Raw genomic sequence first — 26,707 nt, 5'->3', positions numbered from 1 at the left:
ATGCTCGGATGATATGAGCAGTGATGCGGAATGAAAAGTGTTCGTTCACATCACTGCCCGATTGTGTTGCTCAATTGCATCGGTGTTTTGTCAGAGAACACCGACACTTTTCTCACTGGCAGGCTTCGCAGCCCGGATCGTCGATCGCACAGAACTTGATGTCGGTCGCCGGCGATGCATCGAGCTGCGCACGCGCCGCGACTGCAGCGGCATCCAGCGCGCTTATGCCGCCCTGCGCCTGTCCGCCCGAGGACACCGCGTTCAGCCGGCCCGAGGTCACCGTCGACTTTTCGGTCTGCGTCGCGCTGATCGTGCGCAGGTAATACGTGGTCTTCAGGCCGCGGATCCACGCCAGCTTGTAGGTGTCGTCCAGCTTCTTGCCGGACACGCCGGACATGTAGATGTTGAGCGACTGCGCCTGGTCGATCCACTTCTGCCGGCGGGCCGCCGCTTCCACCAGCCAGGTGGTTTCCACCTCGAAGGCCGTCGCGTACAGCTGCTTGACTTCCTGCGGCACGCGGTCGATCGGACGCAGCGAACCGTCGAAGTGCTTCAGGTCCATGACCATCACGTCGTCCCACAGGCCCAGGCGCTTCAGGTCGCGCACCAGGTAGTGGTTGATGACGGTGAATTCGCCCGACAGGTTGGACTTGACCGACAGGTTGCCGAAGCACGGCTCGATCGAGGCGTCGACGCCGATGATGTTGGAGATGGTCGCCGTCGGGGCGATGGCCACGCAGTTGGAATTGCGCATGCCGTCCTGGGCGATCTTCTTGCGCAGGGCGTCCCAGTCCAGGCTCGTCGAGCGGTCCACCTCGACGTAGCCGCCGCGCTGCTGCTGCAGCAGGTCCAGCGTGTCCAGCGGCAGGATGCCCTTGTCCCACAGCGAGCCCTTGTAGCTGGAGTACTTGCCGCGCTCGCGGGCCAGCTCGGTCGACGCCCAGTAGGCGTGGTAGCAGACCGCTTCCATCGAGCGGTCGGCGAACTCCACCGCCTGCTCCGAGGAGTAGGGGATGCGCAGTTCGTACAGCGCGTCCTGGAAGCCCATCACGCCCAGGCCCACCGGCCGATGCCGCAGGTTGGAGTCGCGGGCCTTCTTGACGGCGTAGTAGTTGATGTCGATCACGTTGTCGAGCATGCGCATCGCCGTCGTGATGGTCTTCTTGAGCTTCTCCTGGTCCATCGCCCCGTCCTTCAGGTGCTGGAGCAGGTTGACGGAGCCGAGGTTGCAGACCGCGGTCTCGGTGTCCGAGGTGTTGAGCGTGATCTCGGTGCACAGGTTCGACGAATGGACCACGCCGGCGTGCTGCTGGGGCGAGCGCACGTTGCAGGCATCCTTGAAGGTGATCCAGGGATGGCCGGTCTCGAACAGCATCGTCAGCATCTTGCGCCACATGTCGGCGGCCTGGACCGTCTTGCTCGGCTTGATCTCGCCGCGCTTGGCCTTCTCTTCATAGGCGACGTAGGCCTTCTCGAAGGCGATGCCGAACTTGTCGTGCAGGTCAGGCACGCTGGACGGCGAGAACAGGGTCCACTCGCCCTTTTCCATCACCCGGCGCATGAACAGGTCCGGGATCCAGTTGGCGGTGTTCATGTCGTGGGTGCGGCGGCGGTCGTCGCCGGTGTTCTTGCGCAGCTCCAGGAACTCCTCGATGTCCAGGTGCCAGCTTTCCAGGTAGGTGCAGACCGCGCCCTTGCGCTTGCCGCCCTGGTTCACCGCCACGGCGGTGTCGTTGACCACCTTCAGGAACGGCACCACGCCCTGCGATTCGCCGTTGGTGCCCTTGATGTGCGAGCCGAGCGCGCGCACCCGGGTCCAGTCGTTGCCCAGGCCGCCGGCGAACTTGGACAGCAGCGCGTTTTCCTTGATCGATTCGTAGATGCCGTCCAGGTCGTCCGGCACGGTGGTCAGGTAGCAGGAGGACAGCTGCGAGCGCAGGGTGCCGGCGTTGAACAGCGTCGGCGTGCTGGACATGAAGTCGAAGCTGGAGAGCACTTCGTAGAACTCGATGGCGCGGGCTTCGCGGTCGATCTCGTTGAGCGACAGGCCCATGGCCACGCGCATGAAGAAGGCCTGCGGCAGCTCGATGCGGGTCTTGCGCTCGTGCAGGAAGTAGCGGTCATACAGCGTCTGCAGGCCCAGGTAGTCGAACTTCAGGTCGCGTTCGGCCTTCAGCGCGCCGCCCAGCTTCTTCAGGTCGAATTGCAGCAGCTTCTCGTCCAGCAGTTCGGCATCGACGCCGCGCTTGATGAAGCCGGGGAAGTAGTCGGCGTAGCTGCCCGCCATGTCGGCCGGCGGCAGGTCGCGGCCCAGCACCTCCTTGAAGATGGTGTGCAGCAGCAGGCGGGCGGTGGCGTAGGTGTAGTCGGGATCCTTCTCGATCAGCGTGCGGGCCGCCAGGATCGAGGCCTTGTAGACCTCGTCCATCGGGACGCCGTCGTACAGGTTGCGCATGGTCTCGGCCATGATCGGGTCCGGCTTGACGTCGGCGCCCAGGTTCTGGCAGGCCGAATTGATCAGGCCCTTGAGGTGCTCCAGGTCCAGCGGGATGCGCTCGCCGCCGTCCAGCACGTGGATGATGGGGGCCTTGGCGGCGGCCGGGGCGGCCTGCTTGGCGCGCTCCTGGGTGCGGCGCTCGCGGTACAGCACATAGGCGCGGGCGATCTCGTGGTGGCCGCCGCGCATCAGGCCCAGCTCCACCTGGTCCTGCACGTCTTCGATGTGGAAGGTGCCGCCGCCCGGGCGCGAACGCACCATGGCGCGGATCACCGCCTGGGTCAGGCCGTCGACGGTTTCGCGCACGCTGGCCGAAGCCGCGCCCTGGGTGCCGTGCACCGCCAGGAAGGCCTTCATCATCGCGATCGCGATCTTGTTCGGCTCGAACGGGACGACGGCGCCGTTGCGGCGGATGATCTGGTAGTGGGCCAGCGGATTGGCGGCGGCGCCGGCCGCGTTGTCGTTGGCCGGGCCGGCGGCAAAGCCTCCGGCGCTGGAAATGGATTGGGTGTTTACAGCGGTTTGCATGGTTCCTCGTGACGCGTTCTTGGGGTTGCTCCAGCCCTCGTGGGTCCCGGATAAAGCTTTTTTCCTGCGCTTGCGGACACTATATCTAGTGCTTTTCGCCTTTACAAGCACTATAGGTAGTGGTTTGCCGGTGGGCAGGCAGTGCAGATGCTGTGGAAAAACTGTTGACGGCCGCATTGAAGAGCGATGGCCCGCGTGCGGCCGTGGGGCGCATTCGCAGTGCGAGCAGCGGCGCGGGTTTGTGCGCCCTTTGGTCCCGGCTGCGGCGCCAGCGTTGACGCACATCGCAGCAGCGCTCTCTGGTCGCCCGCAGTTGCCGATCGCAATTTACCGTGCCCACCGGAGCGAAATCCGCTTCACCGTTGCCGCACCGCAACTCCCCGATGCGCTATATGTGGGGGTTCCTCCCCCGAAAACCACTACCTATAGCGTATTTTGCACCGCCGCCGGGAAGCGCCCGCCGGCCCATCCGAGGGCGTTGCGCAGCGCCCTCCAGTCGAAGCCGGCGCCGGGATCGAGCTTGCGTCCGGGCGCGACGTGCTCGTGCCCGGCCAGGTGTTCGATCGGGTAATGCTGCGCGACGGCGGCGCACAGGCCGGCCAGGGTCTCGTATTGCGCAGGCTCGAACGGCTCGCCCTCCAGGCCCTCGAGTTCGATGCCGATCGAGTCGTCGTTGCAGTTGTCGCGGCCGCGGTAGTGCGAGGTCCCGGCATGCCAGGCGCGATCGTCGCAGCTGACGAACTGCCACAGCTCGCCGTTGCGGCGGACGTAGAAGTGCGCCGAGACCTGCAGGCCCTCGATCTGCTTGAAATAGGGATGGGCGTTCCAGTCCAGCGTGTTGGTGAACAGCTGCTGCACTTCCTGGCCGCCGAACTGCCCGGGCGGCAGGCTGATCGAGTGCACCACCACCAGGTCGACCAGCGCGCCGGCCGGCCGGGGGCCGAAATTGGGCGACTGCAGGCGGCGCGCGTAGCCGTACCAGCCGGCGTGCCAGAGTGCGCCTGCGGGCCCGGCCTCAGGCGCGCTCATCTTGCGGCTCGTCCCCGCCCGGCGCGGCGATCGCCAGCCGCGCGATGCGGTAGCGGATCTGCCGCAGGCTCAGGCCCAGCCGCTGTGCGGCGGCCGTGCGGTTGAAGCCGCTTTCCTGCAGCGCCTTGACCAGGATCTCGCGCTCCTGTTGGTCCAGGTACGCCTGGAGGTCGCCCGGCATCACGTTGGCCGGCGCGGCGGGCCGCGCCGCGGCCGGCTCCGGCGCACTGGCTGCGGGGGCCGCCGGCGGCACCGACTGGGTCGGGGCGAAGTCCACCTGCAGTTCCTCGCCGTCGCTCAGGGCCACCGCCCGGTGCAGCAGGTTCTCCAGTTCGCGCACGTTGCCGCCCAGCGGATGGGCGCACAGCTGCGCCAGCACCGACGGCGAGAGCACCGGCACCGGCATCCCGGAATCCTGCGCGATCCGCGCCAGCAGCGCTTCGCACAGCACCGGCAGGTCGTCGCGGCGTTCGCGCAGCGGCGGCACCAGAATCTCGATCACGTTCAGGCGGTAGTACAGGTCCTGCCGGAACCGGCCTGCCAGCACGTCGGCCGCCAGGTCCTTGTGGGTGGCGCTGACGATCCGCACGTCCACCGCGTCTTCCTGGGTCGAGCCGAGCGATCGCACCTGGCGCTCCTGGATCGCCCGCAGCAGCTTGGACTGCATCGCCAGCGGCAGGTCGCCGATCTCGTCGAGGAACAATGTGCCGCCGCGCGCGGCCTGGAAATAGCCTTCCCGATCGGCCGTCGCGCCGGTGTACGAGCCCTTGCGCGCGCCGAAGAACTCCGCCTCCAGCAACTGCTCGGGAATGGCGCTGCAGTTGACGGCGACGAAGGGGCCGTCGGCCCGGTGGCTGCAGGCGTGCACGGCGCGGGCGACCAGTTCCTTGCCGGTGCCCGACTCGCCGCGCACCAGCACCGGCGCCATGCTTCGCGCCACCTTGGCGATCCGTTCCTTGACCTGCTGCATCACCGCCGAATCGCCCACCAGCCGGTCCAGCGCGGCCCGGCCGGCGGCCGGGCGGTCGCCGCCGCCCGGCGAGCGTGCCGGCGCGGCCCGGCCGGTGCGCTGGGGCGACTCCTGGATGGCCGCAGCGACCACGTTGCGGAACTGCTTGAGGTCCACCGGCTTGGTCAGGTAGTCGAAGGCGCCGGCCTTGAGCGCCTCCACCGCGTTTTCGGCCGAGCCGTAGGCGGTCATCACGATGCAGCGCTCGGGCCGCTGCTGTTCCAGCATGCCGTGCAGCAGCTCCAGCCCCAGGCCGTCGGGCAGCCGCATGTCGGTGATGACGGCGTCGAAGCGATGCGCCTGCAGCTGCTGCCGGGCTTCGGCCAGCGTGCCGGCCGCCTCCACACGATAGCCTTCTCGCAGCAGCGTGAGCTCGTACAGCGTTCGCAGGTCGGGCTCGTCGTCGACCACGAGCACGTGCGCGGCGGATGCGGATGCGGAAGGTGCGGCCATCAGGCGGCTATTGTGTCAAATGGGGAATTGCCCGCAAGCGCCGGCCCCTGGGGGCGGAACACCACGAAGAATTCGTTGCCGGGGCGCGGCGCGCCGCCGGGCCCGGTGCTGCGCCGGTAGCCGATCTGGGCGCCGTGCCGCTCGCACAGTTCGCGGCAGATGTACAGGCCCAGCCCGCTGGAACGGCTTTCCGAGGAGAAGAACGGCTCGAACAGGTGCTGGCGCACGGCGGCCTCCAGCGGCGCGCCGTCGCTCCACACCCGCAGCGTGGACTCGTTGCCGATCCGCTGGGTCAGCACCCGGATCGAGGCCGGCTCCTTGCTCGCGTAGCGCTGCGCGTTGTCCAGCAGGTTGATCAGGATGCGGCGCAGGTGGTCCGACTCGAACTCCACCGGCACCGCGCCGCCGGCCAGCGACAGTTGGAGCCGCTCGCCCACGCCGCTCTGGCGGGCCCAGTCGGTGCAGGCTTCGGTCACCGACTCGTCCAGCGCCAGCCGCGGGGCGTTGCTGTGGGGACCCTGGTGCTGCACCCGCGAGATGTTCAGAATCTCCTCGACGATGCCGGCCAGCCGCTGCGCGTTCTGCCGCACCAGCGCGCTGAGCTGGCGCTGGCCGGGGTCCACCAGGTCTTCCTCCAGCAGGGCGTTGGCCTGGGCGATGGCCGCCAGCGGGTTGCGGATCTCGTGCGCCACGGCGGCCGACATCCGGCCCATCGCCGCCAGCTTCTCGGTGCGCAGGCGCGCCTCCAGCTCGCGCAGGTCCTGCAGGAACATCACGCACAGGCTGTGCGCCAGGTCGTCCTGGGCGGCCGTGAGCCTGGTGCGCACCTGCATCCGGCGCGGGCTGCCGACGCCGTCGTCGATCGCCACGTCGGCGCGCTGGGACAGCTCGGTGGTGAAGGTCAGCCGCGCCAGCTCCGCCAGCGGCTGCCACGGTGCGTGGGCGGTCAGCATCAGGGGCTGGTCGCCGGCCGTGGCCACGCTTCCCAGCTGCTTGCGGGCGGCCGGATTGGCGGCCCGGACGCGGCCGTCGGCGTCCACCACCAGCACGCCGTCGCCCAGGTTCTCGATCACCAGCTCGTTGACCTGGGCCTGCACCCGCGCCATCTGCCGGCTGTTGCGCGCGGCGGCCTCCTCGCGCGCGAGGCGGGCGGCCAGCTGGTTGACCAGCACGGCCACGGCGAAGTAGCCCATGCCCGTCAGGCCGGCCTGCAGGAAGCGGGTCGCCAGCTCCTGCGGCAGCTGCAGCACCATCACCCAGGCTTCGGCCAGCAGCAGCAGCGTGACCCCGGCCGCCGTGCCCAGGGCCAGCAGGCTGGAGCCCAGCACCGCCGCCATCAGCACCGGCAGCGCGAACAGCGGGCTGTAGTTGATGTTGCCGGCCTGCAGCAGCTGCAGGGTGGAGAAGGCGACCAGGTCGACGCCGATGGTGGACACCCACTGCGGGTCGAAGGCGCTGCCGGGTGGCTGCGGCTTGGCCAGCAGGCGCACCGCCAGCGTCGCCACCAGGTAGGTGGCTGCCAGTCCGACCAGCCAGTCGCTGATGCCCAGCACCCCGCCCATCATGTAGAGGGTCGACAGCAGCCCCAGCAGCACCAGGGCGATGGTCACCCGCGCCGTCATGAAGCCGCGCCACAGCCGGTCGAAGGGCGTGTCGCCCATCAACTCGAGCGTCGACTCGGCCCAAGGGATCGAGATCGTGTTGGCCATCAGCTGCCGGCGCGCAGCCGGTGTTCCTGGCAGCAGTAGAGCCGGCCGTCCGGCCCCGGCAGGGCGTCGGTGCGTGGCAGGTGCACCGAGCACACCGGGCAGCGCACCATGTCCTGCGCTTGCGGCAGCGGCGTCTTTTTCGCGGCCGCGTGCCCGTCCCTTTCCTCGCGCCGGTTGTTGCGCCACACCCAGACCGCGATCAGCACGACGGCCAGGACCAGCAGGTACTTCACGGCGCCCTCCGCAGCACCACTTCCAGCACGAAGCGCGAGCCGACGTAGGACAGCAGCAGCAGCAGCGCGCCGATATAAAGGAAGCGCACCGCCTTGCGGCCGCGCCAGCCGAAGCGCGAGCGGCCCACCAGCAGCAGCGCGAAGGCGATCCAGGACAGCACGGAGAACACCGTCTTGTGGTCCCACTTCCAGACCTTGCCCTGGCCGTACAGCGTTTCGGTGAACAGGAAGCCGGCCGCCAGGGTGGCCGACAGCAGCACGAAGCCGGCGCCGACGAAGCGGAAGGTGAGCCGCTCCAGCGTCAGCAGCGGCACGCCGGCATGGGGCTGCGCCGCCTGGCGGATCTCGCGTTCGGCCCGCGTCATCAGCCAGGCATGCACCACGGCCACCGCGAACAGCCCGTACGAGGCGATCCCCAGCGCCAGGTGCAGGGGCAGCCAGGGCGAATCGGCCGCATGCAGCGGCGTGCCGGGAAACAGCAGCGCCAGCAGCACCGCGGCGGCCCCGAGGCCGGCCAGCGCCCAGCGCGCCTGCAGCTGCGGGAAGAACTGCTGCTCCACCGCGTACACCGTCAGCACCAGCCAGGCGGTGACCGAGATCGCCGGCGCGAAGCCGAAGCGCGGCGGGTTCCCCAGCAGCCCCAGTCCCAGCACGATGGCGTGCAGCAGCCAAGCGGCCAGCAGGGCCAGCCGGGCCGCATGGTCGTCGAGGAAGCGGGCGGCCGCCGCTGGTGCCGCATAGGCTGCGGCGGCGGCCAGTGCCAGCAACATGCTCACCGGAGAGGCACTGGCTAGAATCATGGTTCACAGTTTAGCCCCTCGCTTCGGCCCCTCGAAGCACCACTGGCAGCGCCGAAGTACCCTTTCCCCATGGCCTCCGCTCTCTCCGACAAACTCTCCCGCCTGGTCAAGGAAATGCGCGGCCAGGCCCGCATCACCGAAGACAACGTCCAGGACATGCTGCGCGAAGTGCGCATGGCGCTGCTGGAAGCCGACGTCGCCCTGCCGGTGGTGCGCGACTTCATCGCCCGCGTCAAGGACAAGGCGATGGGCCAGGAGGTGCTGGGTTCGCTGTCGCCGGGCCAGGCGCTGGTGGGCATCGTCAGCCGCGAGCTGGCCGCCACCATGGGGCAGGGCATCAGCGACATCAACCTGCAGGCGCAGCCGCCGGCGGTGATCCTGATGGCCGGCCTGCAGGGCGCCGGCAAGACCACCACCACGGCCAAGCTGGCCAAGCACCTGATCGAGAAGCGCAAGAAGAAGGTGCTGACGGTCTCGGGCGACGTCTACCGGCCGGCCGCCATCGAGCAGCTCAAGACGGTGACCAAGCAGGCCGGCGCCGAATGGTTCCCGAGCACGCCCGACCAGAAGCCGGCCGACATCGCCCGCGCCGCGCTGGACTACGCCAAGCGCCAGTACTTCGACGTCCTGCTGGTGGACACCGCCGGCCGGCTGGCGATCGACGAAGTGCTGATGCGCGAGATCAAGGAGCTGCACGCCATCCTGAACCCGGTGGAGACACTGTTCGTGGTCGATGCGATGCAGGGCCAGGACGCGGTCAACACCGCCAAGGCCTTCAAGGAGGCGCTGCCGCTCACCGGCATCATCCTGACCAAGCTCGATGGCGACTCGCGCGGCGGCGCGGCGCTGTCGGTGCGGCAGATCACCGGCGCGCCGATCAAGTTCGCCGGCGTCAGCGAGAAGATCGACGGCCTGGAGGTGTTCGACGCCGAGCGCCACGCCGGCCGCATCCTGGGCATGGGTGACATCGTCGCCCTGGTGGAGCAGGTTACCGCCGGCGTCGACATGCAGGCGGCGCAGAAGCTGGCCGCCAAGATCAAGAGCGGCGACGGCTTCGACCTGAACGACTTCCTGTCGCAGATCCAGCAGATGAAGAGCATGGGCGGGCTGTCGCAGCTGATGGACAAGCTGCCGGCGCAGATGCAGGCCAAGGCCGGCCAGGTCGACATGGGCAAGGCCGAAAAGGACATCCGGCGCAAGGAAGGGATCATCCAGAGCATGACGCCGCTGGAGCGCCGCAAGCCCGAGCTGATCAAGGCCACCCGCAAGCGCCGCATCGCCACCGGCGCCGGCGTGCAGGTCCAGGAAGTGAACCGGCTGCTCAACGAGTTCGAGCAGATGCAGACCATGATGAAGAAGTTCAAGGGCGGCGGCCTGATGAAGATGATGAAGCGCATGGGCGGCGGCAAGGGCGGCATGCCCAAGATGCCGTTCTGAACGGCGCGCCCTTCGCGTTGGTCAGTCCGAAGACCGTCTATCAAGAAGAGGGCGATCCAAGACTTCTGCGTTCTGACCGCTGACTGGCGCGAGGCGGCGCCGGCAACTGCAAGCCAGGCCCCTGATTTCTTGATCAACCGGCTGTTTTCAGCCCTGCGCTCAGGCGGCCGTCACTTCAGCGGTCAGCACTTCCCCGCGCAGCGAATGCGGGTTCGCTTCGGTGATGCGCACGTCGATCATCTGGCCGACCAGCCGCTGCGGCCCGCTGAAGTTGACCATGCGGTTGCATTCGGCACGGCCGGCCAGCTCCGCCGCGTTCTTGCGCGACGGCCCCTCCACCAGCACTTTCTGCACGGTGCCGACGCGGCTGGCGCTGATGCTGCGGATGTTGGCCTCGATCACCGCCTGCAGCTGCTGCAGCCTGGCCAGCTTCACCGCATGCGGCGTCTCGTCGTGCAGCGCGGCGGCCGGCGTGCCGGGGCGCGGGCTGAAGATGAAGCTGAAGCTGTTGTCGAAGCCGACGTCGTCGATCAGCTTCATCATCTTGCCGAAGTCCTCGTCGGTCTCGCCCGGAAAGCCGACGATGAAGTCGCTGGACATCGCCATTTCCGGGCGGATCGCGCGCAGCTTGCGCACCGTGCTCTTGTATTCCATCGCCGTGTAGCCGCGCTTCATCGCCATCAGGATCCGGTCGCTGCCGTGCTGCACCGGCAGGTGCAGGTGGCTCACCAGCTTGGGGATCTTTTCGTAGGCCTCCACCAGCCGCTGGGTGAATTCGTTCGGATGGCTGGTGGTGTAGCGGATGCGCTCGATGCCCGGGATCTCGGCGACGTATTCCAGCAGCAGCGCGAAGTCCGCGATCTGCGCCGTGTCGCCCATCGCGCCGCGGTAGGCGTTGACGTTCTGCCCGAGCAACGTGACCTCTTTCACGCCCTGCTCGGCCAGGCCGGCCACTTCGACCAGCACGTCGTCGAACGGCCGCGACACTTCTTCCCCGCGGGTGTAGGGGACGACGCAATAGCTGCAGTACTTGCTGCAGCCTTCCATGATGCTGACGAAGGCGGTGCAGCCGTCCACCCGTGCCGGGGGCAGGTTGTCGAACTTCTCGATCTCGGGAAAGCTGATGTCCACCTGCGCCCGGTTCAGCCGCGCGCGCTGTTCCAGCAGCTGCGGCAGCCGGTGCAGCGTCTGCGGGCCGAACACCACGTCGACGTAGGGCGCGCGCTCGATGATGGCGGCGCCTTCCTGGCTGGCCACGCAGCCGCCGACGCCGATCAGCACGCCCTTGCTCTTGAGGTGCTTGACGCGGCCGAGGTCGGAGAAGACTTTCTCCTGCGCCTTCTCGCGCACCGAGCAGGTGTTGAACAGGATCAGGTCGGCCTGCTCCACGTCCTGGGTCGGCTCGTAGCCCTGCGCCGCATGCATCACGTCCGCCATCTTGTCCGAGTCGTACTCGTTCATCTGGCAGCCGAACGTCTTGATGAAGACCTTCTTGCTCATCGCGCGCTCCGCATCAGGGGCGGGAGCCGAAGATCAGGGCCAGCAGCTGGTTGAAGCGCAGGTAGCCGGTGGCGCTGTCGGAGCCGGAGAGCTTGTCGTATTCGGCCGGCGTCAGCACCCACGCTTCGTGGATCAGGCCGGCGGCGTCGCGCCGGTACACGACCGGCAGGTCCTGGCCGACGACGCTGCCGGACAGCACCAGCAGGTTGTTGAGGCCGCGGATGCGCGCGCCGGGAGACAGGCGGTCGGGCTTGCCGTCCAGCGTCACTTGCGGCGGCGCCGTCACCACCAGGCGGCCGAGGACGACGTCCTTGGGCGCTTCGCGCACGAAGCCCTGCGCCGATGCGTGATGGAGGGGGAAGATCGCCAGGCTGCCCAGCAGCGCGCATGCAAGCAGCGCTGCCCGGCCCCGGCTTTCGATGCAGCGGTTCATGGTGTTCATCCAGAGGCTGTGAAAGATGCGGCGTCGCGGCGAACCGCGGGCCTTCGAGGTGGCGGCCAGTGTACCAAAGCACCAGCGCGCGATGCGCCAGTGGCGGGCCGCAGGGCAGCGCCCCCTAGGTCCGCCACCCTAGGCGGCTGCTCCCGGCGCGCCGGCCCGGCCCGGCGGCCCCTGGGCCTCGTGGTGCTCGATCACCAGCCGCATCATCCGCATGAACTCCCTGCGCTCGCCGGCCGACAGCGGTTCCAGGATGCGCTGCTGCGTGCGCTGCATGGAGGGCGTCAGCCGGTCCAGCAGCTCCTGGCCGTCCGGCGTCAGTTCGAGCAGGCGCACCCGGCGGTCTCCGGCGTGCTGGCTGCGGCTGACCAGGCCGCGTGCTTCCAGCCGGTCGACCACGCCGCCGATGGTCGACGTGTCGAAGCTCACGGCGCCGGCCAGCGTGCGCTGGTCGATGCCGGCCTGCCCGGCAAGCGTCTGGAGCACGGCGAACTGCACCGGCGTCACGCCGCCGGCCTGCGACTCGTGCATGAAGATGCCCACCGCGATCTGCTGGAGCCGGCGGATGCAGTGGCCCGGCAGCGCGCCCAGGTCGACCGCGGCGCGGCGGGGAGAAGTCTTGCGGGTCGATGCGCTGGCCATGGTGCAACCTCGGGATGGACAGGGATTCTCTCACAAACAATCAGTATGCTGATAATATGCATACATTCTTGTTCTGGCCGATCCCAGGCCGTCCGGAGGTGACACATGCAATTCCATCTGAACGGCTTCAGGCCCGGCGATCCTCGCATCGCGCAAGCCGCGCCAGCGGCCATGGAGCACACGGACGCGGCGCCGGCACAGGTCGACGTGCTGATCGTGGGCTGCGGGCCCGCCGGCCTGACGCTGGCGGCGCAGCTGGCGGCGTTTCCCGACATCCGGACCTGCATCGTGGAGCAGAAGGACGGCCCGCTGGAGCTGGGGCAGGCCGATGGGATCGCCTGCCGGACGATGGAGATGTTCGAGGCCTTCGGCTTCAGCCAGCGGGTGCTGGAGGAAGCCTGCTGGATCAACGAAGTGACGTTCTGGAAGCCCGACGACGCGCGGCCCGGCAACATCGTGCGCCACGGCCGGGTGCAGGACACGGAAGACGGCCTGTCGGAGTTTCCGCACGTGGTGCTCAACCAGGCCCGGGTGCACGACTTCTACCTGGAGGCCATGCGCAATTCGCCCAGCCGGCTGGAGCCGCACTATGGCCGCCGGTTCCTTGGCCTGGAGGTGCACCCCGACGGCGGGGACCATCCGGTCACCGTGCGCCTGGAGCGGACGGACCCGGCGCATGCCGGCCAGGTGGAGACGATCCGGGCGCGTTATGTGGTCGGCTGCGACGGCGCGCGCAGCGGCGTGCGCAAGTCGATCGGGCGCCAGCTGGTGGGCGATTCGGCCAACCATGCGTGGGGCGTGATGGACCTGCTGGCCGTCACCGACTTCCCCGACATCCGCTACAAGGCGGCGGTGCAGTCGACCAGCGGCAACCTGCTGGTGATCCCGCGCGAGGGCGGCTACCTGGTGCGCCTGTACGTGGAGCTGGACAAGCTGGGCGAGGACGAGCGGGTCGCGAACCGCAACATCACGGTGGACGCGCTCATCGCCGCCGCGCAGCGCATCCTGCACCCGCACACGCTGGAAGTGAAGGAGGTGCCCTGGTGGTCGGTCTACGAGATCGGCCAGCGCATCTGCGACCGCTACGACGACGTCTCCGCGCCGGCCGCAGGCGGGCAGTTGCCGCGCGTCTTCATCGCCGGCGACGCCTGCCACACCCACAGCCCGAAGGCGGGGCAGGGCATGAACTTCTCGATGCAGGACACCTTCAACCTCGGCTGGAAACTGGCCTCGGTCCTGCGCGGGCAGTGCGCCCCGGAATTGCTGCACAGCTATTCGGCCGAGCGCCAGGTCGTCGCCCAGGAGCTGATCGACTTCGACCGCGAGTGGTCCAGGATGTTCAGCGACCGGCCCAAGGAGAGTGCCGGTGCCCAGGCGCAAGGCGTTGACCCCAAGGAATTCCAGAAGTATTTCGAGCAGCACGGCCGCTTCACCGCCGGGATGGGCACCCACTATCGCCCCAGCCTGATCTGCGGCGAGCCGGCGCACCAGCAGCTGGCCTCGGGCTACGTGATCGGCACCCGCTTCCACTCGGCGCCGGTGGTGCGCGCGGCGGATGCCAGGCCGTTCCAGCTGGGGCATGCCGGCAAGGCCGACGGCCGCTGGCGGCTCTACGCCTTTGCCGGCGCCGGCGACCACCTGGAGCGCCAGGGCGGCGGCGTCCGGGCGCTGTGCCGCTTCCTGGAGGAATCGGCCGACTCGCCGCTGCGCAGGTACACAAGGGCCGGCCAGGACGTCGACGCAGTGTTCGACCTGCGGGCCATCTTCCAGCAATCGCACCGCGAGCTGGCCATCGAATCGCTGCCGGCGCTGCTGCTGCCAGCCAAGGGGCGCCTCGGCCTGCGCGATTACGAGAAGGTGTTCTGCCCCGACCTGAAGGACGGGCCCGACATTTTCGAGCTGCGCGGCATCGACCGCGCGCGCGGCGCGCTGGTGGTGGTGCGGCCCGATCAATATGTGGCGCACGTGCTGCCGCTGGAGGCGCACCAGGCGCTGGCCGCCTTCTTTGCCGGCTTCATGCTGCCGGGCTGACCCGGCCGGCCGTTCGCCAGGGGCAGCAACAGAAAAGGCTTAGCGGCGGTTGCCGCTAAGCCTTGCTGGATCTGGTGGCGCTTCACGGATTCGAACCGCGGACCTGTGGATTATGATTCCATCGCTCTAACCGACTGAGCTAAAGCGCCGAGCCGACGATTATATCCGAGTCCCGCCGCCCCTACATCATCCCCAGCGTCTTGGGCAGCCACAGCGACAGGGCCGGCACGTAGGTCACCAGCACCAGGAACGCCAGCATCGCCAGCAGCCACGGCCACACCGCGATGGTCAGTTCGGTGATGCCCATCTTGGTGATGCCGCTGGCCACGTAGAGGTTCAGCCCGACCGGCGGGTGGCACATGCCCACCTCCATGTTGACCGTCATCAGGATCCCGAAATGCACCGGGTCGATCCCCAGCTTGAGGGCCACCGGGAACAGGATGGGCGCCGTGATCAGCACGATCGACGAGGGCTCCATCACGTTGCCCGCCAGCAGCAGCAGCAGGTTGACCGCCAGCAGGAAGGCGATCGGGCCCAGCCCGGCGCCGACCAGCCAGTCCACCATGGCCTGGGGGATCTGCTCGGACGTCATCAGGAACGAGAACAGCACCGCGTTGGTGATGATGTACAGCAGCATCGCGCTCATGTTGGCCGAGTCCAGCAGCACCTTGGGCACCTGCTTCAGGCCCATGTCCTTGTAGACGAAGACGGCCACCACGAAGGCATAGACGGCGCTCATCGCCGCCGCCTCGGTGGGGGTGAACACGCCGCTGTAGATGCCGCCCAGCACCACCAGGATCAGCAGCAGCCCCCAGGCGCTGTCGCGGAACGCCTTCAGCCGCTCGCCCCAGCCGGCGCGGGCCATGCGCGGGTAGCCGAACTTCCAGGCCCGGTACCACGTCACCAGCCCCAGCAGCGCCGCCAGCGTCAGCCCCGGAACGACGCCGGCCATGAACAGCGCGCCGACCGAGGTGTTGGTGGAGACCGAGTACATCACCATCACGATCGACGGTGGAATCAGGATGCCGAGCGCGCCCGAAGTGGTGATCACGCCGGCGCCGAAGCGCCTGGGAAAGCCCGCCTTGAGCATGGCCGGCAGGATGATGGAGCCGATCGCCACCACCGTGGCCGGGCTCGAGCCCGACACGGCGGCGAAGAGGGCGCAGGCCATCACGCCGGCCAGCGCCAGCCCGCCGTGCCAGTGGCCGACCATCGAGGTGGCGAACTTGATCATCCGCCGCGCCACCCCGCCGTGGGTGAGGAAGTTGCCGGCCAGGATGAAGAACGGGATCGCCATGATCTCGAACTTCTCGATGCCGGTGAACAGCTTCAGCGCCACCGACTCGATCGGCACGGTGGTCATGGTGAACAGGAAGGTCAGCACCGTCAGCCCGAGGGAGATCGACACCGGCATGCCGGTCAGCATCAGGGCGAACAGCAGCACGAAGATGATCAGGCCGTTCATCGCTGCCCCTCTTGCGGCGCGGGGTCGGGCTCCGGCTCCTGCAGTTCCTCGATGCCCTCGACGTGGCCGTGCTCGTGGCGCGGCAGCGCGCCGGTGCGCAGGAAGCTCCAGGCCACCTGCAGGAAGCGAAAGCACATCAGGGATGAGCCGAGGGGCACGGCGAGGAACACGATCCACATCGGCAGTTCCAGGTCGGGCGAAACCTGGTCGGTGTGGGCGATCTCCCAGACGAAGCGCGCGCCCAGGGTGCCGACGACCGCCGTGAAGAAGGCGCCGGCCAGCAGCCCGAACAGCACGAAGGCGGCCCGCTTGCGCTCGCCGAGCCGGTTGATCAGCACGTCGACGCCGACGTGGATGCCGGTGCGCACGCCGTAGGCGGCGCCGAACTTGGCCATCCAGATGAACATGTAGATGCACAGCTCCTGGGCCCAGCTCATGTTGACGGTGAGCAGCCAGTCCTGGAGCCGCGGCCAGGGAATGCCCGACGCGTAGCGGTGCACCACCGCGGTGAAGATGACCAGCGTGGCCGCGCCCATCAGGAAGGCGATCAGCCACTCCTCCAGGTGGTTCAGGACGCTGTTGGCCCGGGCCAGCACGGTGTTCAATCAGCCGGCCGTCGCGGCGTTCACAGCTTGTCCGGGTCGAACCCTGTTTCCTTGTAGATCTCCCGGATCACGTCCTTGCCGATCTGCGCCTCGTGGTCCCGGTGGACCTTGAGCAGGGCCTTCTTCCAGGCCTTCTTCTCGTCGGCCGTGAGCGTGATGATCTGGGTCTTGCCCGAGGCCCTGACCTTGGCCAGCGCATCCTCGTTCTCCTGCCTGGCGATGTCGTCGGCGTACTTGGTCGCCTCCTTCATCGCGCTGTCGAGGCCCGCGCGGATGTCCGGCGGCAGGCCGTCCCAGAACTTCTTGTTGACCACCACCGCGTACTCGATCACGCCGTGGTCGGACAGCGTGAGGTACTTCTGCACCTCGTGCATCTTCTGCGTGTACAGGTTGGACGGCGGGTTCTCGGTGCCGTCGACCACGCCGGTCTGCAGCGCCTGGTAGACCTCGGAGAAGGCCATCACCTGCGGCGTCGCGCCGAGCGCGCGCATCTGCGAGTCGAGCACCTTGGACGACTGGATGCGCAGCTTCTGGCCGCGGAAGTCGGCCGGCGTGCGCAATGGCTTGTTCGAGCTCATCTCCTTGAAGCCGTTGTCCCAGAACGCCAGCCCCAGGATGCCCTTGCTCTCGAGTTTCTTCAGCAGCGACTGGCCGATGGGGCCCTGCGTGACCTTGTGCAGTTCGTCGTAGTTGTCGAACAGGTAGGGCAGGTCGAACAGCTCGAACTCGCGCGCGCCCAGCGGGCCGAACTTGGACACCGAGGGCGCCAGCATCTGCACCGAGCCCAGCTGCAGCATCTGCAGTTCCTCGCCGTCCTTGTACAGCTGGCTGTTCGGATAGACCTCGACCCTGACCTTGCCGCCGGTGTTCTTCTCGGCCAGTTCCTTGAACCTGAGCGCGCCCTTGCCCTTGGGCGTGTCGGCCGCCACCACGTGGCTGAACTTCAGGACGATGGGTTGCTGGGCCTGGGCCCGCAGGCCCACCGGCAGCAGCGCCACTGCGGCGGCTGCCATCGCGCTACGACGTTTCATGGTGGCTCCTCGCCGGTCGGGGCCGGGTCGGCCCCAGCCCAATATAGGCAAGGCCGGCCGGCGCCACTTGATCCAGGTCAAGCTTGCTGGCGGGCCCGGCAGGAGCGGCGCCGCGCTACTGGTGGCGGAATTGCGCCTTGCGCTTGTTGACGAAGGCGTCCATGCCTTCCTTCTGGTCGGTGGTCGCGAAGGTGGCGTGGAACATGCGCCGCTCGAACATCACGCCGTCGCTCAGGCTGCTCTCGAACGAGCGGTTGATCGATTCCTTGGCGGCCATCACCGCGATCTGCGAGAACTCGCAGATCGTCAGCGCCGCCGCCAGCGCCTCGTCCATCAGCTTGTCCGGCGCGACGACGCGGCTGACCAGCCCCGAGCGCTCGGCCTCGGCCGCGTCCATCATGCGGGCGGTCAGCGCCATGTCCATCGCCTTGGACTTGCCGACCGCGCGCGGCAGCCGCTGGGTGCCGCCGGCGCCGGGGATGATGCCCAGCTTGATCTCGGGCTGGCCGAACTTGGCGTTGTCGGCCGCGATGATGAAGTCGCACATCATCGCCAGCTCGCAGCCGCCGCCCAGCGCGAAGCCGCTCACGGCCGCGATCACCGGCTTGCGGATGCTGCGGATCGTCTCCCAGTTGCGGGTGATGTAGTCGCCCTTGTAGACGTCGGCGAAGCTGTAGCTGGCCATGGCGCCGATGTCGGCGCCGGCGGCGAAGGCCTTCTCGCTGCCGGTGACGATCATGCAGCCGATCGCTGCGTCGGCGTCGAAGGCCTTCAGCGCGGCGCCAAGCTCGTCCATCAATTCGTTGTTCAGGGCGTTGAGCTGCTTGGGCCGATTGAGCTGGACGATCCCGACCTTGCCCGCTTCGGTGCGCACTTCGATGTTGACGTAGGCCATGGCCGCTCCTGGAATTGCTGTTGCTGTCCATCGACTATACCGAGGCGGAACATTCGCCGACCGACCGGTTTGCCAATGTTAGAGTGCCTGCTCAGGAGACCGCCATGACCGATCGAACCGTCCTGTATTCCACCGAAGGCGCCGTGGCGCTGGTCACGCTGAACCGGCCGCAGGCGCTCAACAGCTTCACCCGCCAGATGCACCGCGAGCTGTGGGAGGCGCTGGACCGGATCGAGGCCGACAAGTCGATCCGCGCCTGCGTGCTGACCGGCGCGGGACGGGGCTTTTGCGCCGGCGCCGACCTGGCCGAGTTCGATTTCGCGCCGGGCCCGGACCTGGTGCAGCGCGCCGACCCCGGGCCGGTGATCGACCAGGCCTTCAATCCCACCGTGCGCAAGCTGCAGGCGCTGCGCGTGCCGACGGTGGCCGCGGTCAACGGCGTGGCGGCCGGCGCCGGCGCCTCGCTGGCGATGACCTGCGACCTGGCGGTGGCCGCGCCCGGCGCCAGCTTCATCCAGGCCTTCAGCAAGATCGGCCTGATCCCGGACGCCGGCGGCACCTGGTTCCTGATCAAGCGGCTGGGGCTGGCGCGTGCGCTCGGCGCGGCGATGCTGGGCGACAAGATGAGCGCCAGGGACGCCAAGGACTACGGAATGATCTGGGACGTCGCCGCCGAAGGCGAGGACTGCGTGCAGGCCGCGATGAAGCTGGCGACGCGGCTGGCGGCCATGCCGACCAGGGCGCTGGTCGCGACCCGCCACGCGCTGCGCGCCGCGGCGTCCAACGACCTGGACCAGCAGCTGGACCTGGAACGCGACACGCAGTCGGCGCTGGGCAAGACCCACGACTACATCGAGGGCGTGATGGCCTTCCGCGAGAAGCGCGCCCCGGCGTTCAAGGGCGAATGATGGATGCGCACCAACTGGCAGCCGCCTGCGGCGCATCGATGTTCGCAGTGGACCGCGCCAGCAAGGACTTCATGCAGATGGAGCTGCTGTCCTGCGAGCCGGGCCGGGCAGTGATGCGGATGGTCGTGCGCGAGGAGATGCTCAACGGCCACCAGATCTGCCACGGCGGCTTCATCTTCACGCTGGCCGACTCCACCTTCGCCTTCGCCTGCAACAGCCGCAACTTCGCCACGGTGGCATCGGGCGCCAGCATCGAGTTCCTGCGGCCGGCGCAGCTGGGCGACGTGCTCAGCTGCGAGGGCGTCGAGCAGCTGGTGCAGGGCCGCCATGGCATCTTCGACATGAAGGTGAGCAACCAGCGCGGCGAAACGGTGGCGATGTTCCGCGGCAAGAGCGCCCAGCTCAAGGGCACGGTGCTGCCGGCCGGAGCGCCGCAATGACGGCCTTCCCGCTGGAGCCGATCGAGACCGCAAGCCTGGACGAACTGCGCGCCTTGCAGCTCGCGCGGCTGCAGGCGACGCTGCAGCACGCCTATGCCAATTCGCCCGCCTACCGCGTCAAGTTCAACGCGGCCGGCGTGCGTCCCGAGGATTGCCGCACGCTGGCCGACCTGGCGAAGTTCCCCTTCACCAGCAAGGCCGACCTGCGCGACGCCTATCCGTTCGGCATGTTCGCCGTGCCGCGCCAGCAGTGCGCGCGCATCCACGCCTCCAGCGGTACCACCGGCAAGGCCACGGTGGTCGGCTACACGAAGAACGACATCGAGACCTGGTCGCAGGTGATGGCGCGCAGCATCCGCGCCAGCGGCGCCCGGCCCGGCGACATGGTGCACGTGAGCTACGGCTACGGCCTGTTCACCGGCGGCCTGGGCGCCCACTATGGGGCCGAGAAGCTGGGGCTGACGGTGGTGCCGTTCGGCGGCGGCCAGACCGAGCGCCAGGTGCAGTTGATCAACGACTTCCGCCCCGACATCATCATGGTCACGCCCAGCTACATGCTGGCGATCGCCGACGAATTCGAGCGCCAGGGGCTCGACCCCTCGCGCTGCAGCCTGCGGCTGGGCATCTTCGGCGCCGAGCCCTGGACCAACGACATGCGCATGGCGATCGAGCAGCGGCTGGGCATCGACGCCGTCGACATCTACGGCCTGTCGGAAGTGATGGGCCCGGGCGTGGCCAACGAGTGCGTCGAGACCAAGGACGGCCCCACCATCTGGGAAGACCACTTCTATCCCGAGATCATCGACCCCGACAGCGGCGGGCCGGTGGCCGATGGCGAGTTCGGCGAACTGGTCTTCACCAGCCTGACCAAGGAGGCGCTGCCCATCATCCGCTACCGCACGCGCGACCTGACGCGGCTGCTGCCCGGCACGGCGCGCACCATGCGCCGGATGGAGAAGATCACCGGCCGCAGCGACGACATGATGATCGTGCGCGGCGTCAACGTGTTCCCGACCCAGATCGAGGAGCTGATCCTGCGGCGCGGCGAGCTGGCGCCGCACTACCAGTGCATCCTCACCCGCGACGGCCCGCTGGACTGCCTCACGGTGGCGGTTGAAACGCGGCCCGGGACGGCGCCGGATTCGCAGGAGGCGCAGCGCGCGGCGCAACTGCTGCAGCACGAGATCAAGAGCTTCATCGGCACCACCGCGCGGGTGGAGCTGCGCGCCGAGGGCGGGGTCGAGCGCAGCGCCGGCAAGGCCCGGCGGGTCCTCGACCAGCGGCCGCGAACCTGACCGATCCGGTCAGGGCAATCACAGCCGAATGACAGTTCGGTGGCGTACGCTAGCGCTCTTCCAGGAGACAACCAATGATCAACCGCCGCATCCTCTTGCAGTCCGTCGCCGCCACGGTCGCCGTCCCCGGCGTGTCGTGGGCCCAGGACAAATATCCTTCCCGGCCCATCATGTGGATCTGCCCGTACGCGGCCGGCGGCAACGCCGACAACCGCTCGCGCCAGGTCGCCCGCGTGATGTCCCCGCTGCTGGGCGCCACGATCCTGATCGAGAACAAGGCCGGCGCCGGCGGCAACATCGGCACCGAGATGATCGCGCGCGCCAAGCCGGACGGCTACACGCTGGGCATGGGCAACTTCGCGCCGCTGGCGGTCAACAAGGCGCTGTTCAAGAAGCTCAACTTCGACCCGCTGACCGACCTGGTGCCGATCGGCCTGATCGAGCGCGGCCCGCTGATCCTGATGGTGCGCAACGACTCGCCCTACAAGTCGGTCAAGGACATCGTCGCGGCCGCCAAGGCGGCGCCGGGCAAGCTCAGTTACGCCTCGGGCGGCATCGGCGGCACGCACCACCTGAGCGGCGCGCTGTTCGAACACGCGGCCGGCATCGACATGATCCACGCGCCCTACAAGAGCGGTTCGGCCGGCGCCATCGACCTGATGGGCGGCCAGGTGGCGATGATGTTCGAGCAGATGTACGCGGCCATGCCGTCGATCAAGGGCGGCAAGCTGCGCGCGCTGGCGATCACCAGCAAGGCTCGTTCGCCGCTGGCGCCGGAGATCCCGACCATGGCGGAACAGGGCTTCCCGGAAGTGGAGGTGCTCAACTGGCAGGGGCTGATCGGCCCCAAGGGGCTGCCGGCGGACATGGTGAAGCTGCTCAACACCACGCTGAACAAGGCGCTGCAGGACCCGGGCCTGCGCGAGATCATCCTGGGCCAGGGCAACGAGGTCGGCGGCGGCACGCCGGAGCAGTTCGCCGCCCTGATCAGGGCCGAAGCACCGCGCTGGGCCAAGGTCGTCCACGACGCGAAGATCGAACCGGAATGAAGCGCGCGGCCTAGCGCTGCTCGATCTTGTCGATCGACAGGTCCAGGTTCGCGTCGCCCGAGGTGACTCGGATGCGGATCGGCAGGTACTGCAGCGTGGGCGCGAACCAGATCTCGGCCATGATGTTGCCGCGCGGATTCTGCGGCTTGCGCGGCTTGAGGTGGAACGCTTCCACCGGCCCGAGGAAGGGCGTCGGCAGCGACTCCTTGTCCGTGACGTCGTAGGTCCAGTAGTCCAGGCCGCCGGGGCGGGCCAGCCAGAAGCTGACCGAGCGGCCCACCTCCAGCGGCTGCTGGCCGCTGGAAAACATGTGGCTCAATTCGATGAACTGGCTGGCCGTGTCCTGCAGGCCGTCGGGCCGGTCCACCTGGCTGCCGTCGTTGAGCACCACCTTGTCCTGGATGGAGACCGTGCGCCGCTTGCCCAGGCCCGACTCCTCATAGGCGGAGGGCCGCAATTCCTTGTCGCGCACCTGGCCCTGGCTGGTCATCATCACGCTGATCGGGCCGAGGCTGATGTCCACCCGCGTCTGGTAGCGCTCGCCATCGCGCAGCCATTCGACGCGGGCGTTGCCGTGCAGCTCGCCGCGGTAATAGCCGCCGACCTGGTAGCTCAGGCGGGTGTCGATCGGCCAGCCGTCGGCCGTCACGCCGACGGAATCGGTGGTCGGCGGAACCGACGCGTCTGCAGTGGGCGATGCGGTGGCCGCGTCCGGCGCGTCGGCCGTGGCTACGGCGGTCGGGGTTGCGGCGGCCGGCTCGCTCGCCACCGGTTCCGGCGCGGGCGGCGCCGGTTCCACCACCGGTTCGGGCGCCGCCGCGGTGACCGTCGCTTCGGCCGGCACCGAGGGCACGACCGATTGCATCGCTGCGGCGGGTGCCTTGCGCCGCGCCCTGGCGGTCCTGACCGGCTGCGGCACCGGCGCCGGCGCGGCCTGCTGCTGCAGCATCCGGGTCAGCATGGGCGCGGCCATCAGCCGCAGGGCCGACGGCTCGCGCACCTGCCAGGCCAGCCACTGCAGCACCAGTGCATGCCCCAGCAGCACCGCCAGCAGCAGCGCCGCGATCAGTGCGTTGCGGCGAGCCACGGCTGGGCCTGCGCGGCGTCGCGCAGGACCAGCCGCCATGTGGTGACAGCGGCCGGCAAAGCCAGTTCGAGCCGCAACAGGCGGCGGTCGCGGGCGACCACCGCGGTGACTTTCCGGTGCGCGCCGGCGTACAGCGTCAGGTCGTCCAGCTTGGTCATGCGCCAGCCGTTGCCCGCCACCTCCACGCCGACCCACTCGTCGTTGGCGGCGATGCCGGCCGCCTCGGCGGCGCCGCCGCGCAGCACCTGCTTGACCTGCACGCCGCTGGTTTCGGTCACCCGCAGGCCGAGGCGCTGCGCCAGCTGCGCCGGCTCCTCCAGCACGCCGACGCCATGCATGGCCAGCAGCTCCTCCAGCGGCAACTCCCTGGTGCCATGGACCCAGGCCGCCAGCTCGCGGCTGTAGGCGCGGCCGCCCAGTTCGCGCAGCACCGCCGCGAAGTCGGCTTCGCTCATCGGACCGGCCTTGCAGCGCACCCACAGCGCCCGCATCACGTCGTCCAGCGTGGCCTGGCCCTCGGCGCGCAGCGTCAGGTCGAAGCACAGGGCGATCAGCGAACCCTTGGTGTAGTAGCTGACCGTGGCGTTGGCCGTGTTCTCGTCCTGCCGGTAGTACTTGACCCAGGCGTCGAAGCTGGCCTGCGCCGCCGATTGCAGCTCGCGGCCCGGCGTCTGCAGCACCTGGTTGATGGTCTTGTTCAGCAGCTTGAGGTAGGCGGCGTCGTCGATCAGGCCGGCACGCCGCAGCAGCAGGTCGTCGTAGTAGCTGGTGAACCCTTCGAAGAACCACAGCAGCTGCGTGTAGTTCTCGCTGCCGTAGTCATAGTGGGTGAACTCCGCCGGCCGCAGGCGCTTGACGTTCCAGGTGTGGAAGTACTCGTGGCTGATCAGGCCCAGCAGCGTGATGTAGCCGTCGGTCTGGCGGCTCTCGCCCAGGCGCGGCAGGTCGCGGCGCGACGCGATCAGCGCGGTGGAATTGCGGTGCTCCAGCCCGCCATAGCCGTCGTCCACCACGTTCAGCATGAACAGGTAGCTCTTGAACGGCGGCCGCTTGCCGGGGCGGCCGTGCCACAGGCGCATTTCCGCCTCGCAGATCTTCTGCGTGTCGGCCAGCAGGCGGGCAGTGTCGCACGATTCGGCGGCGCCGGCGATCACCAGCCGGTGCGGCACGCCGCCGGCCTTGAAGTCGCCGCTCCAGAACGCGCCGAGCTCCACCGGGCAGTCCACCAGTTCGTCGTAGTCGGCCGCCAGGTAGGTGCCGAAGCCGCGCTTGTTGACCTTGTACGGCGCCAGGCCGGTGGCCAGCTGCCAGTGGCCGGTGCTGCGGGCGCTGAGGATCTCCAGGGCATGGACCCGGCTTTCCTGGCCGTGCACCTTCAGGCACAGGCTGGTGCCGTTGAAGAAGCCCCGGCTGGCATCGAGCCATGCGGTGCGCACCGAGTTGTCGAAGGCGTAGACCTCGTAGCTGAGGACCAGCGGGCTGCTGGGGACGCACTCCACCTGCCAGTGGGCCTTGTCCAGCTGCTGCACCGCGATCGCCCGGCCCTGCTGGCGGGCGCCGAGCCGCTGCAGGTTCTTGGAGAACTCGCGCACCAGGTAGCTGCCCGGGATCCACACCGGCAGCGACACCTGCTGCAGCACCTCCGGCTGGGCGATGGTCAGCGTGACGCGGAACAGGTGGGCGTGCAGGTCGGCGGCTTCGACCTGGTAGTGAAGGCTGGCGCTGCGCTGGGACGGCGTGGGCATGCTCCGGGTTTACTTCGCGTCGGCCAGGTACTTCTCGACCTGGGCCGCGCTCACCGCGCCCGGAACCCGCGCGCCGTCGCTGAAGAACAGGGTGGGCGTGCCGCTGATGCGGTGCTTCTTGCCGAACTCCAGGTTGCGCGCGATCGCGCTGGTGTCGCAGCTGGCATTGGCCGGCGTCTGGTCGCGCACCATGTGGTCCTGCCAGGTCTTGCCCTTGTCCTTGGCGCACCACACGTTGCGCGATTTTTCCGGCGAGTCGCCGCCCAGGATCGGGTACAGGAACATGTGGACGGTGATGTTGTCCACCTTCTGCAGGTCGCGCTCGAAGCGCTTGCAGTAGCTGCAGTTCGGATCCTCGAACACCGCCAGCTTGCGCTTGCCGTTGCCGCGCACGATGGTGAAGGCGTCCTTCACCGGCAGCGCGTCGAAGTCGATCGCCGACAGCTTTTCCACCCGCTCCTCGGTCAGGTTGCGCCGCTGCTTGGCGTCGATCAGGCTGCCCTGGATCAGGTAGTTGCCCTCCGAGTCGGTGTACAGGATGTCGGTGCCCACCCGCACCTCCCACAGGCCGTTGATCGGGGTGCGGGTGATCTCGTCGATCTTCTGCAGCTGGGGGATGCGCTCGCCCAGGTTCTTGCGGATGGTGGCCTCCTGCGCCAGGGCCGGCGCGGCCAGCATGGCCAGCGCCGCGGCCGCGAGCAGTGCCGCCAGCGTGGTCTTGATCGGATTCATCTTCATTCCTGTCGGTTTTTGAAATTCACAACGCGCTAGGGCCGGCCCATGGCCCGCCGCGCCACCCAATGCTTGACCGGTCCGCTGTAGTCGAAGCCGCGCATGCCCCAGTTGCGCAGCAGCGCCCACGGCCCCTGCGGCTGCGCGAACAGCTGCTGCAGGCCGTCGGTGGCGGCGCCCATCGCCAGCACGTCCGCCTTGCGCGAGCGCTCGTAGCGCCGCAGCAGCTTCAGGTCGCCGACGCCCCGCCAGTACTCCCTCTCGCGCAGCACGCCGGCCAGCGCGCTGGCGTCCGCCAGCCCCAGGTTCAGCCCCTGGCCGGCCAGCGGGTGCACGTTATGGGCCGCGTCCCCGGCCAGCGCCCAGCCCGGTCCGCACCAGTGCCCGGCCCGCGCCAGCTGCAGCGGCCAGGCGGCCCGCTCGGTGGCCAGCGTCATGGCGCCCAGCGCCCGGCCGCAGGCTTTTTCCACTTCGAGGGCGAATGCCGCCGGCTCCAGCGCCAGCAGCGCGTCCGCGCGCTCCTCCCGGACAGACCACACCAGCGCCACCAAGTTCCCCTGGGCGCCGCCCATCGGCAACAAAGCCAGCACTTCGCCGTCGGCGAACCACTGGCGCGCCACCAGGCCATGCGGCAATTCGCAGGTCAGGCGGGCGGCGATGGCGCGCTGGGGATAGGCGGTGACCTCGAATTGCACCCCGAACTCGGCCCGGGTGGCGCTGGCGCGCCCTTCGCACACCACCGTCAGCGTCGCCGGCGCCGGTGCCGACAGCCGCTCCACCAGCGGCTGGTAGCGCAGCGCCTCGCCGAGCCGGTCCTGCAGCGCCGGTACGTCCACGATCCACGCCAGGGCCGGCACGCCCTGGTCGGCCGCATCGAAACCGAGCTCGCCGCCGTCGTCGCCGTGCACCTGCATCGCGGCCACCGGCGTCGCGTGGGCCTCGTCGGGCCAGGCGCGCAGCATCTCCAGCAGCGCGCGCGATGCCGGGTTCAGCGCATAGGCGCGCACGTCGCTGTGGCCGGCGCCGGCCACCGGCGGCTGGTCCACCAGGCCCACGCGCAGGCGTTCGCGCGCCAGCAGCAGGGCCAGGGTGCGGCCGACAATGCCGGCGCCACGGATGCAGACATCGAATGCGGTCGCCATGGGGTC

The 26,707-nt window shown here is 68.7% G+C and carries 23 protein-coding genes and 1 tRNA gene; 6 read left to right on the top strand and 18 right to left on the bottom strand.

All coding sequences use genetic code 11. The annotated features are described in order from the left end of the window. Positions 1–112 precede the first annotated feature (112 nt). From ACFPOE_RS01250 to ACFPOE_RS01225, 6 genes are all read right to left on the bottom strand, one after another. Entirely contained in the window at positions 113–3,025 is a 2,913-nt protein-coding gene (locus ACFPOE_RS01250) for a ribonucleoside-diphosphate reductase subunit alpha (RefSeq protein WP_376848177.1), read from the bottom strand. Between the two features lie 423 nt (positions 3,026–3,448). Beyond that, entirely contained in the window at positions 3,449–4,054 is a 606-nt protein-coding gene (gene ampD, locus ACFPOE_RS01245) for a 1,6-anhydro-N-acetylmuramyl-L-alanine amidase AmpD (protein WP_376848176.1), read from the bottom strand. Next, positions 4,041–5,516 (bottom strand): sigma-54-dependent transcriptional regulator, encoded by a 1,476-nt coding sequence (locus ACFPOE_RS01240; RefSeq protein ID WP_376848175.1) that lies wholly within the window; start codon positions 5,514–5,516, stop codon positions 4,041–4,043. Before ACFPOE_RS01240 ends, ampD begins: the two co-directional genes overlap by 14 nt. Continuing rightward, positions 5,516–7,225 carry a sensor histidine kinase gene (locus tag ACFPOE_RS01235; RefSeq protein WP_376848174.1) on the bottom strand — a complete coding sequence of 570 codons (1,710 nt, stop codon included), beginning with the start codon at positions 7,223–7,225 and terminating at the stop codon, positions 5,516–5,518. The genes ACFPOE_RS01240 and ACFPOE_RS01235 overlap by 1 nt, the downstream gene beginning before the upstream one ends. Next, complete coding sequence (locus ACFPOE_RS01230; protein WP_376848173.1) at positions 7,225–7,458, bottom strand: PP0621 family protein; 234 nt, start codon at positions 7,456–7,458, stop codon at positions 7,225–7,227. Before ACFPOE_RS01230 ends, ACFPOE_RS01235 begins: the two co-directional genes overlap by 1 nt. Then, on the bottom strand, positions 7,455–8,258 hold the full coding sequence (locus ACFPOE_RS01225) for a cytochrome C assembly family protein (protein WP_376848172.1): 804 nt from the start codon (positions 8,256–8,258) through the stop codon (positions 7,455–7,457). Before ACFPOE_RS01225 ends, ACFPOE_RS01230 begins: the two co-directional genes overlap by 4 nt. A gap of 69 nt (positions 8,259–8,327) precedes the next feature. Between ACFPOE_RS01225 and ffh the strand changes: the two genes are divergently transcribed. Continuing rightward, complete coding sequence (gene ffh / locus ACFPOE_RS01220; RefSeq protein WP_376848171.1) at positions 8,328–9,695, top strand: signal recognition particle protein; 1,368 nt, start codon at positions 8,328–8,330, stop codon at positions 9,693–9,695. A 159-nt stretch (positions 9,696–9,854) separates the two neighbouring features. Here the strand turns inward: ffh and miaB are convergent, their stop codons facing one another. The 3 genes from miaB to ACFPOE_RS01205 form a co-directional block, all read right to left on the bottom strand. After that, a complete protein-coding gene (gene miaB / locus ACFPOE_RS01215; protein WP_376848170.1) occupies positions 9,855–11,195 on the bottom strand; it encodes a tRNA (N6-isopentenyl adenosine(37)-C2)-methylthiotransferase MiaB in 1,341 nt (446 codons plus the stop codon). Positions 11,196–11,208: 13 nt separating this feature from the next. Continuing rightward, entirely contained in the window at positions 11,209–11,628 is a 420-nt protein-coding gene (locus ACFPOE_RS01210; protein ID WP_376848169.1) for a hypothetical protein, read from the bottom strand. 138 nt (positions 11,629–11,766) lie between these two features. After that, positions 11,767–12,276 (bottom strand): MarR family winged helix-turn-helix transcriptional regulator, encoded by a 510-nt coding sequence (locus ACFPOE_RS01205; protein ID WP_376848168.1) that lies wholly within the window; start codon positions 12,274–12,276, stop codon positions 11,767–11,769. Positions 12,277–12,381: 105 nt separating this feature from the next. On the opposite strand from ACFPOE_RS01205, the gene ACFPOE_RS01200 reads away from it, so the two are divergent. Next, complete coding sequence (locus ACFPOE_RS01200) at positions 12,382–14,307, top strand: FAD-binding monooxygenase (RefSeq protein WP_376848167.1); 1,926 nt, start codon at positions 12,382–12,384, stop codon at positions 14,305–14,307. A 72-nt stretch (positions 14,308–14,379) separates the two neighbouring features. Here the strand turns inward: ACFPOE_RS01200 and ACFPOE_RS01195 are convergent. The 5 genes from ACFPOE_RS01195 to ACFPOE_RS01175 all read right to left on the bottom strand — a co-directional run bounded on the left by ACFPOE_RS01195 (position 14,380) and on the right by ACFPOE_RS01175 (position 18,303). Next, positions 14,380–14,456: transfer RNA gene (locus ACFPOE_RS01195), tRNA-Met, on the bottom strand. 32 nt (positions 14,457–14,488) lie between these two features. Next, positions 14,489–15,772, bottom strand: a complete 1,284-nt coding sequence (locus ACFPOE_RS01190) for a TRAP transporter large permease (protein ID WP_376848166.1) — start codon at positions 15,770–15,772, stop codon at positions 14,489–14,491. Next, complete coding sequence (locus ACFPOE_RS01185) at positions 15,769–16,308, bottom strand: TRAP transporter small permease (RefSeq protein WP_376848782.1); 540 nt, start codon at positions 16,306–16,308, stop codon at positions 15,769–15,771. Before ACFPOE_RS01185 ends, ACFPOE_RS01190 begins: the two co-directional genes overlap by 4 nt. 89 nt (positions 16,309–16,397) lie before the next feature. Continuing rightward, a complete protein-coding gene (locus tag ACFPOE_RS01180) occupies positions 16,398–17,408 on the bottom strand; it encodes a TRAP transporter substrate-binding protein (protein WP_376848165.1) in 1,011 nt (336 codons plus the stop codon). A gap of 115 nt (positions 17,409–17,523) precedes the next feature. After that, complete coding sequence (locus ACFPOE_RS01175) at positions 17,524–18,303, bottom strand: enoyl-CoA hydratase (protein ID WP_376848164.1); 780 nt, start codon at positions 18,301–18,303, stop codon at positions 17,524–17,526. A 104-nt stretch (positions 18,304–18,407) separates the two neighbouring features. On the opposite strand from ACFPOE_RS01175, the gene ACFPOE_RS01170 reads away from it, so the two are divergent. From ACFPOE_RS01170 to ACFPOE_RS01155, 4 genes are all read left to right on the top strand, one after another. Continuing rightward, a complete protein-coding gene (locus tag ACFPOE_RS01170; protein ID WP_376848163.1) occupies positions 18,408–19,211 on the top strand; it encodes an enoyl-CoA hydratase-related protein in 804 nt (267 codons plus the stop codon). Next, entirely contained in the window at positions 19,211–19,651 is a 441-nt protein-coding gene (gene paaI / locus ACFPOE_RS01165) for a hydroxyphenylacetyl-CoA thioesterase PaaI (RefSeq protein ID WP_376848162.1), read from the top strand. Before ACFPOE_RS01170 ends, paaI begins: the two co-directional genes overlap by 1 nt. Further along, positions 19,648–20,946, top strand: coding sequence for a phenylacetate--CoA ligase PaaK (paaK, locus tag ACFPOE_RS01160; protein ID WP_376848161.1), 1,299 nt, complete (start codon positions 19,648–19,650; stop codon positions 20,944–20,946). Before paaI ends, paaK begins: the two co-directional genes overlap by 4 nt. 74 nt (positions 20,947–21,020) lie before the next feature. Further along, positions 21,021–21,995 (top strand): Bug family tripartite tricarboxylate transporter substrate binding protein, encoded by a 975-nt coding sequence (locus ACFPOE_RS01155; RefSeq protein WP_376848160.1) that lies wholly within the window; start codon positions 21,021–21,023, stop codon positions 21,993–21,995. 10 nt (positions 21,996–22,005) lie between these two features. On the opposite strand, the gene ACFPOE_RS01150 is transcribed toward ACFPOE_RS01155, so the two are convergent. The 4 genes from ACFPOE_RS01150 to ACFPOE_RS01135 are packed head-to-tail and all read right to left on the bottom strand — an operon-like array spanning position 22,006 to position 26,701. Then, positions 22,006–23,082 carry a DUF3108 domain-containing protein gene (locus tag ACFPOE_RS01150; RefSeq protein WP_376848159.1) on the bottom strand — a complete coding sequence of 359 codons (1,077 nt, stop codon included), beginning with the start codon at positions 23,080–23,082 and terminating at the stop codon, positions 22,006–22,008. Next, positions 23,061–24,827: a M61 family metallopeptidase gene (locus ACFPOE_RS01145; protein WP_376848158.1), complete on the bottom strand. Its 1,767-nt coding sequence runs from the start codon at positions 24,825–24,827 to the stop codon at positions 23,061–23,063. The genes ACFPOE_RS01150 and ACFPOE_RS01145 overlap by 22 nt, the downstream gene beginning before the upstream one ends. Positions 24,828–24,836: 9 nt before the next feature. After that, positions 24,837–25,559 (bottom strand): DsbC family protein, encoded by a 723-nt coding sequence (locus ACFPOE_RS01140; protein ID WP_376848157.1) that lies wholly within the window; start codon positions 25,557–25,559, stop codon positions 24,837–24,839. Positions 25,560–25,594: 35 nt separating this feature from the next. Continuing rightward, the gene (locus ACFPOE_RS01135) at positions 25,595–26,701 is read right to left on the bottom strand and encodes an FAD-dependent monooxygenase (protein ID WP_376848156.1); all 1,107 of its coding nucleotides are present in this window, start codon (positions 26,699–26,701) and stop codon (positions 25,595–25,597) included. Positions 26,702–26,707 lie beyond the last annotated feature (6 nt).

The organism is Caenimonas terrae (assembly GCF_042655405.1).
Classification (GTDB): Bacteria; Pseudomonadota; Gammaproteobacteria; order Burkholderiales; family Burkholderiaceae_C; genus Ramlibacter; species Ramlibacter terrae_A.
The sequence above is the reverse complement of the archived record's forward strand: the minus strand, read 5'-3'. Positions and strand labels throughout refer to the sequence as shown.